This window comes from Streptococcus oralis subsp. dentisani (assembly GCF_007475365.1).
Lineage (GTDB): Bacteria > Bacillota > Bacilli > Lactobacillales > Streptococcaceae > Streptococcus > Streptococcus mitis_AX.
Window position 1 is genome coordinate 1477928 of the sequence record NZ_CP034442.1, and the last position, 11410, is coordinate 1489337.

15 protein-coding genes are annotated in these 11410 nt (G+C 41.3%); 14 read left to right on the plus strand and 1 reads right to left on the minus strand.

Features of this window, described 5'->3' with window-relative positions; translation table 11 throughout:
- Positions 1–15: 15 nt before the first annotated feature.
- On the minus strand, positions 16–1026 hold the full coding sequence (locus EJF26_RS07405; protein ID WP_000009150.1) for a YeiH family protein: 1011 nt from the start codon (positions 1024–1026) through the stop codon (positions 16–18).
- Positions 1027–1176: 150 nt separating this feature from the next.
- On the opposite strand from EJF26_RS07405, the gene EJF26_RS07410 reads away from it, so the two are divergent.
- The 14 genes from EJF26_RS07410 to purC all read left to right on the plus strand — a co-directional run bounded on the left by EJF26_RS07410 (position 1177) and on the right by purC (position 11371).
- Positions 1177–2346, plus strand: a complete 1170-nt coding sequence (locus tag EJF26_RS07410; RefSeq protein ID WP_000366373.1) for a pyridoxal phosphate-dependent aminotransferase — start codon at positions 1177–1179, stop codon at positions 2344–2346.
- Positions 2343–3113, plus strand: coding sequence for a DNA repair protein RecO (gene recO, locus EJF26_RS07415; RefSeq protein WP_000616134.1), 771 nt, complete (start codon positions 2343–2345; stop codon positions 3111–3113). Before EJF26_RS07410 ends, recO begins: the two co-directional genes overlap by 4 nt.
- The gene (gene plsX / locus EJF26_RS07420; RefSeq protein WP_000717469.1) at positions 3110–4102 is read left to right on the plus strand and encodes a phosphate acyltransferase PlsX; all 993 of its coding nucleotides are present in this window, start codon (positions 3110–3112) and stop codon (positions 4100–4102) included. Before recO ends, plsX begins: the two co-directional genes overlap by 4 nt.
- A 4-nt stretch (positions 4103–4106) precedes the next feature.
- A complete protein-coding gene (locus tag EJF26_RS07425; RefSeq protein WP_000136440.1) occupies positions 4107–4343 on the plus strand; it encodes an acyl carrier protein in 237 nt (78 codons plus the stop codon).
- A 329-nt stretch (positions 4344–4672) separates the two neighbouring features.
- Positions 4673–4816, plus strand: a complete 144-nt coding sequence (locus EJF26_RS07430) for a class IIb bacteriocin, lactobin A/cerein 7B family (RefSeq protein WP_000180834.1) — start codon at positions 4673–4675, stop codon at positions 4814–4816.
- Positions 4817–4831: 15 nt separating this feature from the next.
- A complete protein-coding gene (locus EJF26_RS07435; RefSeq protein ID WP_001056955.1) occupies positions 4832–4990 on the plus strand; it encodes a class IIb bacteriocin, lactobin A/cerein 7B family in 159 nt (52 codons plus the stop codon).
- 396 nt (positions 4991–5386) lie between these two features.
- Positions 5387–5542 (plus strand): hypothetical protein, encoded by a 156-nt coding sequence (locus EJF26_RS09850; protein ID WP_000732133.1) that lies wholly within the window; start codon positions 5387–5389, stop codon positions 5540–5542.
- A 38-nt stretch (positions 5543–5580) separates the two neighbouring features.
- On the plus strand, positions 5581–5793 hold the full coding sequence (locus EJF26_RS07440) for a hypothetical protein (RefSeq protein WP_001016295.1): 213 nt from the start codon (positions 5581–5583) through the stop codon (positions 5791–5793).
- Between the two features lie 80 nt (positions 5794–5873).
- Entirely contained in the window at positions 5874–6062 is a 189-nt protein-coding gene (locus EJF26_RS07445; protein WP_000808741.1) for a hypothetical protein, read from the plus strand.
- Between the two features lie 24 nt (positions 6063–6086).
- Positions 6087–6296 carry a hypothetical protein gene (locus EJF26_RS07450; protein ID WP_000869802.1) on the plus strand — a complete coding sequence of 70 codons (210 nt, stop codon included), beginning with the start codon at positions 6087–6089 and terminating at the stop codon, positions 6294–6296.
- Between the two features lie 324 nt (positions 6297–6620).
- Complete coding sequence (locus EJF26_RS10320) at positions 6621–6815, plus strand: hypothetical protein (protein WP_001033679.1); 195 nt, start codon at positions 6621–6623, stop codon at positions 6813–6815.
- A 165-nt stretch (positions 6816–6980) separates the two neighbouring features.
- The gene (gene comA / locus EJF26_RS07465) at positions 6981–9134 is read left to right on the plus strand and encodes a peptide cleavage/export ABC transporter ComA (protein ID WP_000668250.1); all 2154 of its coding nucleotides are present in this window, start codon (positions 6981–6983) and stop codon (positions 9132–9134) included.
- 12 nt (positions 9135–9146) lie between these two features.
- The gene (gene comB, locus EJF26_RS07470) at positions 9147–10496 is read left to right on the plus strand and encodes a competence pheromone export protein ComB (protein ID WP_001182201.1); all 1350 of its coding nucleotides are present in this window, start codon (positions 9147–9149) and stop codon (positions 10494–10496) included.
- A gap of 167 nt (positions 10497–10663) precedes the next feature.
- Complete coding sequence (gene purC / locus EJF26_RS07475; RefSeq protein WP_000032091.1) at positions 10664–11371, plus strand: phosphoribosylaminoimidazolesuccinocarboxamide synthase; 708 nt, start codon at positions 10664–10666, stop codon at positions 11369–11371.
- Positions 11372–11410: the final 39 nt, after the last annotated feature.

Here is an 11410-nt window from a genome sequence, read left to right on the forward strand (position 1 = left end):
GGGCTACCTTTTGTGTCATAAAGTACCAATCAATGCTTGCATGCCAAGACTGGTGAGGATGATGGCAATCCAGCAAAGGGCTCCGAGGACAATAGATTTGCCACTGGATCTAACCATGCCAATCAGATTGGTTTTGAGACCGATGGCACTCATGGCCATGACGATAAGGAATTTGGAGAGTTGCTTGAGAGGTGCAAAGAAGTCACTGCTGACACCTAATGAAGTGAGAATGGTAGTTAGCAGAGAAGCCAAGATAAAGTAAAGGATAAAAAGTGGGAAAACTTTTTTCAGTTGTACGCCTTGTTTATTTTCTTGTTGGCGACTTTGCCAGTAGGAGAGAAAGAGAGTGATGGGAATGATCGCTAAGGTGCGTGTGAGTTTAACAATGGTTGCAGACTCGAGGGTATTGGTCTGATAAAGACTGTCCCAGGCACTAGCTGTGGCCGTTACAGAAGAAGTATCATTGACCGCAGTTCCTGCAAAGAGGGCAAAGCCGTCATTAGATAGGTGAAGCCAGGTTCCTAGAGTTGGAAAGATGAGCGCAGCCAAGATATTGAAGAAAAAGATAACGGAAATGGCTTGGGCAACCTCCTTTTCTTTGGCATGGATAACGGGTGCTGTAGCAGCAATGGCAGAGCCACCACAGATAGAAGAACCCACTCCAATCAAGGTAGCTAGTTTTGTGTCTAGCGCAAAGAAACGCTGGAAGAGGTAGGCGACGATTAAGGAAATAGAAATGGTGGAAAGGATGACAGGGAGTGAAGATTGTCCAACTGCGAAGACTTGCGAGATATTGAGACCAAAACCGAGTAAGATAACGGCATACTGGAGCAATTTTTTGGAACTAAAGGTCAATCCAGCATCCAGTTGTTTGTAGGGTGAGAGCCAGGGGTGAAGAAGCATTCCAGCAAAAATTGCAAAGACAGGTGCACCCACGACGGGGAAAAATCCTCCCAGGAACCAAGATACGATAGAAATGAGAAGGCAGGCCAAGATTCCTGCTCCATTTTTTGATAAAAATGACATATAAACCTCCGAAAATAAGCACTTATTATTATAGACCTGTCGAGAAGAAAAGTAAAACAGAAAGTGAAAAATGCAGGTTTCAGATGGATTTTGCGGTCAGGGAGCTTTTGTAGTATAATAGTACTATGTTCTGTAAGCAAGGGGGTATCTATGGACTTAACCAAGCGCTTTAATAAACAATTAGATAAGATTCAAGTGTCCTTGATTCGTCAGTTTGACCAGGCAATTTCAGAGACCCCTGGAGTTCTGCGTTTGACCTTGGGGGAACCTGATTTTACAACGCCAGATCATGTCAAGGAGGCAGCCAAGCGAGCCATTGACCAGAACCAGTCCTACTATACAGGGATGAGCGGTTTACTGACCTTGCGCCAGGCAGCCAGTGATTTTGTAAAAGAAAAATACCAGCTAGATTATAATCCTGAAAATGAAATTTTGGTTACAATTGGGGCGACAGAGGCTTTATCTGCTACTTTGACAGCTATTTTGGAAGAGGGAGACAAGGTGCTCTTGCCAGCTCCTGCTTATCCAGGATATGAGCCTATTGTCAACCTAGTTGGGGCAGAGATTGTCGAGATTGATACAACTGAAAATGGTTTTGTCTTGACTCCTGAAATGTTGGAGAAGGCAATTTTGGAGCAGGGGGACAAGCTCAAAGCGGTTATTCTCAACTATCCAGCCAATCCGACAGGAATTACCTATAGTCGGGAGCAGCTGGAAGCCTTGGCTGCTGTTTTACGTAAATACGAGATTTTTGTGGTCTGTGATGAGGTTTACTCAGAATTAACCTATACAGGCGAAGCCCATGTATCTCTGGGAACTATGCTGAGAGACCAGGCTATTATCATCAATGGCTTATCTAAGTCCCATGCCATGACTGGTTGGCGTTTAGGTTTTATCTTAGCACCAGCAAACTTCACAGCTCAACTCATCAAGAGTCACCAGTACTTGGTCACTGCCGCAAATACCATGGCCCAACATGCTGCAGTAGAAGCCTTGACCGCTGGTAAAAACGACGCAGAGCCTATGAAGAAGGAATACATCCAGCGTCGAGATTATATCATCGAAAAGATGACTGCTCTTGGTTTTGAGATTATCAAACCAGACGGTGCCTTCTATATCTTTGCTAAGATTCCAGAAGGTTACAATCAAGACTCCTTTGCTTTTCTGAAGGATTTTGCCCAGAAGAAGGCTGTTGCTTTTATCCCTGGTGCTGCCTTTGGGCGTTACGGAGAAGGCTATGTTCGCCTCTCTTATGCGGCCAGCATGGAAACAATCAGGGAGGCCATGAAACGACTTGAGGAGTATATGAGAGAAGCATGATCCAGTCTATCACGAGTCAAGGTCTCGTACTCTACAATCGTAACTTTCGGGAGGATGATAAGCTAGTCAAAATCTTCACCGAGCAGGCTGGCAAGCGCATGTTTTTCGTCAAACACGCTGGTCAATCTAAACTAGCTCCGGTTATTCAGCCCTTGGTACTAGCTCGGTTTCTCTTGCGAATCAATGATGACGGCCTTAGCTACATCGAGGACTACCATGAGGTGATGACCTTTCCCAAGATTAATAGTGATCTCTTTGTCATGGCTTATGCAACCTATGTGGCTGCTCTTGCAGATGCTAGTTTGCAGGATAATCAGCAGGATGCTCCCTTGTTTGCTTTTTTGCAAAAGACTTTGGAGTTGATGGAAGCAGGCCTAGATTATCAGGTCTTAACCAATATTTTTGAAATTCAAATCTTGACTCGATTTGGAATCAGCCTTAATTTTAATGAGTGTGTCTTTTGCCATCGGGTCGGTCAGGCCTTTGACTTTTCTTTTAAATATGGAGCCTGTCTTTGCCCAGAGCATTATCATGAAGATGAGAGACGTTGCCATCTCAATCCCAATATCCCTTATCTGCTCAATCAATTTCAAGCCATTGATTTTGAAACCTTGGAGACTATTTCGCTCAAGCCTGAAATCAAGCAAGACTTGCGCAAGTTTATAGATCAAATCTACGAAGAGTATGTTGGAATTCACTTAAAATCAAAGAAATTTATTGATTCCCTAGCAGACTGGGGACAATTACTAAAAGAGGAAGACAAATGAAAAAAATCGCAGTAGATGCTATGGGGGGCGATTATGCACCTCAAGCTATCGTTGAGGGTGTCAATCAAGCCCTTACTGACTTTTCAGATATTGAGATTCAACTCTATGGAGATGAAGGCAAGATCAAGCAATATCTAACAGCGACAGAGCGTATCAGTATTATCCATACGGATGAGAAAATTGACTCAGATGATGAGCCGACAAAAGCAATCCGTAAGAAGAAAAATGCCAGCATGGTATTAGCAGCCAAGGCAGTCAAAGAGGGAGAAGCAGACGCCGTCCTCTCAGCTGGGAACACAGGTGCTTTGTTGGCTGCAGGATTCTTCATCGTGGGTCGTATCAAAAATATCGACCGTCCAGGACTCATGTCTACCTTGCCGACCATTGATGGCAAAGGGTTTGATATGCTAGATCTCGGTGCCAATGCGGAAAATACAGCCCATCATCTGCACCAATACGCTGTTTTGGGTTCCTTTTATGCGAAAAATGTTCGTGGGATTTCGAAACCACGTGTTGGTTTGCTCAACAATGGAACAGAAAGTAGCAAGGGCGATCCGCTTCGTAAGGAGACATACGACTTGCTAGTGGCTGATGAAAGTTTGAACTTTGTCGGAAACGTGGAAGCACGTGATCTGATGAATGGCGTTGCGGATGTTGTCGTAACAGATGGTTTCACGGGAAACGCTGTGCTCAAATCTATTGAAGGGACAGCCATGGGTATCATGGGCTTGCTTAAGACAGCTATCACAGGTGGTGGTCTTCGAGCGAAACTAGGTGCTCTTCTTCTCAAGGATAGCCTTAAAGGTTTGAAAAAGCAACTCAACTATTCAGATGTTGGTGGAGCGGTCTTGTTTGGTGTTAAGGCACCGGTTGTCAAGACTCATGGCTCAAGTGATGCCAAGGCTGTGTATAGTACGATTCGCCAGATTCGTACCATGCTAGAAACAGACGTAGTCGCCCAGACTGCGCGTGAATTTTCAGGAGAATAAAAAGATGACAGAAAAAGAAATTTTTGACCGTATTGTAACCATTATCCAAGAGCGACAGGGAGAGGACTTTGTCGTAACAGAAGCCTTGAGTTTGAAAGATGACCTAGATGCGGACTCAGTGGACTTGATGGAGTTCGTCTTGACACTAGAAGATGAATTCGGAATTGAAATCAGTGATGAGGAAATTGACCAACTGCAAAGTGTAGCAGATGTGGTCAGAACTATTAAAGGTAAGATATAGCAAAAAGCAACATGCAAGTCATGTTGTTTTTTTTGTTTGCAGAAAAAAGAAAAATGTTAAAATTTTTTGTAGAGATTGCGAATAAAGAGATAAGAAAGAAAAAAGGAGGAACGTTTATGTACGTGACCGGTTTTTATCCGTGGTTCATTAAGTGGTTTTTAAAATAAAAATGAATGAATTGTTCATTTTCGAATTGTTTTTCGAATAGATAGGTAAGAAGAAAAGGAAGGAGAGAAAAAAAGATTTCAGTAATTTATCCAATCTGGTTTTTAAAATGGTTTAAAATCTAGAAGTCGTAAACTAAAAAATAGAAATAAAGGAGAAAAAAGATGACAAACTTTGACAAAATGGAACAGAACTTTGTAACTCTTACAGAAGAAGAGTTGATGGATGTGGATGGGGGTTCTGTTACTGCTGTGGTAGTAGGGGGCATCCTACTTATTGGCGGTATTGCTTGGGGATACTTTATGTGATAATAGGAGGATAAAATGAATATGAATAATTTAAATAATTGGCCAGAGTTGACAGAAGACGAATTAATGAATACTGATGGAGGCGTGATCACATTCGCTACGATTGGTATTGGAGTGACTATTTTCCTTGGCGGTAGATTAATCGGGCAAGATTTAAAGCGTAGGTTTGGATAAAAAGTGATTAGGTATGAAAAATCGAAAAAATTTAATAGGCGTGCTTTTAATCAGTTTTGGAGCACTCTGCGTTCTAGGTGATTTAAATGTAATTACCTTTAAAGTTGATCAGTATGTAGGCTCGGAATTATGGATTCCAATCCTTATTTTAATGATGAGTTATTTGGATTCAGGCAAAAACAAGGTTTAAAGAGAACTATTGTTAGTGTGTGGGAAATACTATTGAATAGTCATCTTTTAGTTACTATCAATGAAAAAAGAACTAAAAAAATGGAGAAATAAACGAAGATTTCAGAAGAATTTTCAGTAATTATTATATCAGCTTCAGGAATAGTAGGGCTTTTGGTTGGAGTAGCTATTGGATTAGCCAGTATTATTTAAAAAGGAGAGAGAAAAATGAAAAAACTGGATGAAAAATTCGATATCATGACAGAAGCAGACTTATCTGTTACTGAGGGAGGCTTCATTGTTACTACTTCCACAGCAATAGCTTGGGGTGTATTAGGAGTAGCTTCTTATATGTATGGGCGTTATCTAGGAAGTAGACGCTAAGCTAAAAATTTGGGATAAAGTATGTAAGGAAATCAATTATGAATCACAACCTTAATCTCAATACATTGTTACCTAAACTAGCCACTATAGTTCCTTTGTTGGCAATAGCTCTTAATCTCGCGCTTCATGTGATTCGTACAGGTTCATTAGTATACTTTGATTGGAAATGGACTGTAGTTGGTTTACTTGCTTCGGGCTATTTTGGTATTTTTTGCAAAGATTTGTCAAAAGATAATCAAAACTATAAATGATGAATCTGAATGAAAAGGATTTTGTGCATGTGAATGGCGGAGTTTTTCCGCCTTTCTTATCAGGTAAATAGGAGTCTACCATGAAACAATTCTTATTAGGATTTGCTGAGGGGTATTTTATCGTATCGCTCATTATCTACATCGTAACGTATTTGATTTTGAAAAATCCGATCAATACCCTATTTTATCCAGAAACCTATCCGATTCTGCTTGGGTTGTTTTATGTAGGATACAAGTACAAAACAAAAGAAAGCAAGATTGGAAATTGATGGACCATCAGATTGGAGTTTGGGATGAAAGTTGTTCAATTACTACGCAAAGCTTGGCTAGAGACCACTGTATTATTTAGCTCGATGGCTTATCTAATTATTAGAATCGTAGCTGATGTAAACAAAATAAATCTACCTACATGGTTTGAATATTTTGATATACCTACGATTTCATTATTCTTGATGACCTTTATCTTACTTTATAGAAGTGAAGAAAAAGATAACAAACGATGACAACATGAGTCTGATCTCTGTAGCTCCAGCATAAAATAAATCTTGGAGTGTTAGACCAATGAACCATAATCTGCATTTAGTGAGGAAGGTGTCCGTATGTTAAAAAAGAAGTGATCTTATTAGGGGGTCTTCTACTAGTACGCATTGTACTTTCTATCCTTCAAGTTTTAATGGACTATAGGCTATTACCAGGGAAGTATAGTGTAAATTTCATGGAAGTCTCAGACTTATTCTCTTATCCCCTACTTCTTTTAATCATTTACATAGCGGTAAAATACCATACTATTCTCAAAAGAGAAAGTAAAGAAAGTAATGAGAACCGAAATGAATAAGATTTTAAAATCCTTCATTGTATTTATTTTTCTATTTTTAATGAATATTCTCATCTTTACGATACTAGCAACTCTTGGATTTCAGGTGACAATGAGTGAAAGTAGTTATCTGGTGCCCCCTGTGTTTGCTTTTATCGTTTTATACACCATTCACAAAAGAAGTGGGAAAGGTAAGAAATCTGTGTAATTGAATGTTCTAGGCAGGACTCTTGTTCTGCCTATTTTCTTTGACAAAAAGTGCTGTTCAGGTATGAATATTGTTTTTTCAGAAATAATTTTCCGATTTCTTCTTCGTTTGGTTAAAATAATCTTACAAAGTTTTTAAGAGATTGTTAGAAAAAAGGAGATGGATATGAAATTTGGGAAAAAACACTATCGTCCTCAGGTGGATCAGATGGATTGCGGCGTGGCTTCCTTGGCTATGATATTTAGCTACTACGGTAGTTATTACTCCTTGGCTCATCTACGAGAGTTGGCCAAGACGACCATGGATGGGACGACTGCTTTGGGGCTTGTAAAGGTGGCAGAGGAGCTTGGCTTTGAGACGCGGGCTATCAAGGCGGATATGACGCTCTTTGATCTGCCTGATTTGACCTTTCCTTTTGTGGCCCATGTGCTCAAGGAAGGGAAATTGCTCCACTACTATGTGGTGACAGGTCAGGATAAGAAGACCATCCATATCGCTGATCCAGATCCTGGTGTCAAGCTGACTAAGATTTCTCGTGAGCGATTTGCGCAAGAGTGGACAGGGATCAGTCTCTTTATGGCGCCATCTCCAGACTATAAACCCCATAAGGAGAAAAAACAGGGGCTCTTATCTTTCTTGCCCATCTTACTCAAACAGCATGGCTTAATTACCAATATCGTCCTAGCGACACTCTTGGTAACCCTGATTAACATTGTGGGTTCTTATTATCTTCAGTCTATCATTGATACCTATGTGCCAGACCAGATGCGTTCGACACTGGGCATCATCTCTATTGGGCTGGTCATCGTCTATATCCTCCAGCAGATCTTGTCCTACGCGCAGGAGTATCTCTTACTTGTTTTGGGGCAACGTCTGTCAATTGATGTGATTTTGTCCTACATCAAGCATGTTTTTCACCTGCCAATGTCCTTTTTTGCGACACGCAGGACAGGAGAAATCGTATCTCGTTTTACAGATGCCAATAGTATCATTGATGCGCTGGCGTCGACCATTCTGTCGATTTTCCTAGATGTGTCGACGATTTTGATTATTTCGCTTGTCTTGTTTTCACAAAATATGACGCTCTTTTTCATTAGTCTGCTTGCGCTTCCCATCTATACAGTGATTATCTTTGCCTTTATGAAACCTTTTGAAAAGATGAATCGGGATACTATGGAAGCTAATGCGGTTCTGTCTTCTTCTATCATCGAGGACATCAACGGCATTGAGACCATTAAATCTTTGACCAGTGAGAGTTCGTGCTATCAAAAGATTGACAAGGAATTTGTAGCTTATCTGAAAAAATCTTTTACCTATAGTCGGGCAGAAAGCCAGCAAAAGGCTCTGAAAAAAGTTGCCCAGCTCCTGCTCAATGTTGGTGTTCTCTGGCTGGGAGCTATTCTTGTCATGGATGGGAAAATGAGTTTGGGCCAGCTGATTACCTATAATACTTTGCTTGTTTACTTTACCAATCCTTTGGAAAATATCATCAACCTGCAAACCAAACTTCAGACAGCACAGGTTGCCAATAATCGCTTAAATGAGGTTTATCTAGTAGCTTCGGAGTTTGAGGAGAAGAAAACAGTCGAAGATTTGAGCATGATGAAGGGAGAGATGACCTTCAAGCAGGTTCACTATAAGTATGGCTATGGTCGTGACGTCTTGTCGGATATCAATTTGACCATTCCGCAAGGGTCTAAGATGGCTTTTGTGGGGATTTCGGGGTCAGGAAAAACCACCTTGGCCAAGATGATGGTTAATTTTTACGACCCAAGTCAGGGAGAGATTAGTCTGGGTGGTGCCAATCTCAATCAGATTGATAAAAAAGCCTTGCGCCAGTATATCAACTACCTGCCTCAACAGCCCTATGTATTTAACGGAACGATTTTGGAGAATCTTCTCCTTGGAGCCAAAGAAGGGACGACACAGGAGGATGTTCTGCGAGCAGTCGAGTTAGCTGAGATTCGGGAGGATATCGAGCGGATGCCACTGAATTACCAGACAGAATTGACTTCGGATGGAGCTGGAATTTCTGGTGGGCAACGGCAGCGAATTGCTCTGGCGCGTGCTCTTTTAACAGATGCCCCTGTCTTGATCTTGGATGAGGCAACTAGCAGTCTGGATATTTTGACAGAGAAGCGGATCGTGGATAATCTTATGGCTTTGGACAAGACCTTGGTTTTCATTGCCCACCGCTTGACCATCGCTGAGCGGACAGAAAAGGTTGTTGTTTTGGATCAGGGCAAGATTATCGAAGAAGGTACCCATGCAGACTTGCTTGCTCGAGGTGGATTTTACGCCCATTTGGTGAATAGCTAGAAAGAGGAGAAGATGCAACCAGAATTTTTAGAAAGTGCGGAGTTTTACCATCGTCGTTACCATAATTTTTCCAGTCGGGTGATTTTACCTATGTCACTTCTGCTCGTGTTTTTACTCGGTTTTGCAGTCTTTGCAGAGAAGGAGATGAGTTTGTCTACCAGAGCGACTGTCGAACCTAGTCGGATCATTGCCAACATCCAGTCGACTAGCAATCAACGCATCGTGGCCAATTATCTAGAAGAAAACAAACTAGTCAAGCAGGGAGATCTACTGGTTCAGTACCAGCAAGGGGCGGAAGCTGTTCAGGTTGAAGCATACACCAGTCAGTTGGAGATGTTTAAGGATCAAAAAAAGCAGTTAGGGTATTTGCAATCCAGTTTGAAAGAGGGAAGTGATCAATTTCCAGAGGCGGATAAGTTTGGTTATCAGGAGATGTTTCGGGACTATCTCAGCCAAGCTAGTAGTCTTAGAAGTAATGTTTCTCAGCAAAATGCCAGCATCTCCTCTCAAAATGCGGCAGCAAGTCAGAGTCAGGCCGAGATTGGCAATCTTATCAGCCAAACGCAGGATAAAATTCAAGATTACAAAACAGCTAAGTCGGCGATTGAAACAGGAGCTCAATTGGATAGTCAAAATGCGGCCTACTCTTTTTATCAGACCTATAAAAACCAAGCTGGAGAAGATCCGCAAGCTAAATCGCAAGTTATTGCACAGGTGGATGCACAAATCGCCCAGCTAGAGTCTAGTTTAGCTACTTATCGTGTGCAGTATGCGGGATCTGGAGCTCAACAAGCCTATGCAACGGGACTGGATAGTCAACTTGAATCCCTCAAGTCCCAGCACCTAGTCAAAGTCGGTCAGGAGTTAACCCTTTTGGATCAGAAAATTTTAGAAGCAGAGTCTGGTAAGAAAGTCCAAGGAGGTCTGCTGGACAAGGGGAAAATTACAGCAAGTGAGGATGGGGTGCTTCACCTTAATCCTGAAACCAGTGATTCTACCATGGTCGCAGAAGGAACCCTGCTAGCCCAACTCTACCCATCCTTGGAGAAAGAAGGGAAAGCCAAACTCACAGCCTATCTCAGTTCAAAAGATGTTGCAAGGCTTAAGGTAGGTGATTCTGTTCGCTTTACTACAACCAAGGATGCCAACAAAGAGCTCGTTCTTGTTTCTGCGATTACGAATATTGATGCGACAGCTACTAAGACTGAAAAGGGAAATTTCTTTAAAATAGAGGCGGAGACAAGTCTGACTCCTGAACAAGCAGAAGAGCTTCGCTACGGTTCAGAAGGACGTTTGACACTAATCACAGGAAAGAAAAGTTATCTGCGATACTACTTAGATCAATTTTTGAACAGAGAATAATGTTTGTTTTTAACGCGATATTATACTTTTAAAACTGTAAAATGTTTTGATTTTACAGTTTTTCTTAATATTTAAAAGAGGTATCTTCGCCGTCGTTCGCAAATTCTTGCTATTTCCGTTATTTTGTAGTAGAATGAAGTAAAGAAATACGAAAGGCGAACTTTAAAATGTCAAAAGAATTGATCTATTCGGGAAAAGCCAAGGATATCTATACAACTGAGGATGAAAATCTCATTATTTCAACTTACAAGGACCAGGCGACTGCTTTCAACGGTGTCAAGAAGGAGCAGATTGCGGGCAAGGGAGTCTTGAATAATCAGATTTCATCTTTTATTTTTGAAAAGTTAAATGCTGCTGGTGTAGCGACTCACTTTGTGGAGAAACTTTCGGACACGGAACAGCTCAATAAAAAGGTTGAGATTATTCCTTTGGAAGTTGTGCTCCGCAACTACACGGCTGGATCATTTTCAAAACGTTTTGGCGTTGATGAAGGTATCGCATTTGAGACTCCAATTGTCGAATTTTACTATAAAAATGATGATTTGGATGATCCCTTTATCAATGACGAGCATGTGAAATTCCTTAAAATTGCGGATGACCAGCAGATTGCTTACTTGAAGGAAGAAACCCGTCGTATCAATGAGCTCTTGAAGGCTTGGTTTGCTGAGATTGGCCTTAAATTGATTGACTTTAAGCTAGAGTTCGGTTTTGACAAGGATGGTAAGATCATCTTGGCAGACGAATTTTCACCAGATAACTGCCGACTTTGGGACGCTGACGGTAACCACATGGATAAGGATGTTTTCCGTAGAGGATTGGGAGAACTAACTGATGTTTACGAAGTTGTCTGGGAAAAGTTGCAAGGATTGAAATAACAACCTAAAGGCTGTTTGGGAACATTGCAAGAGCTGAAA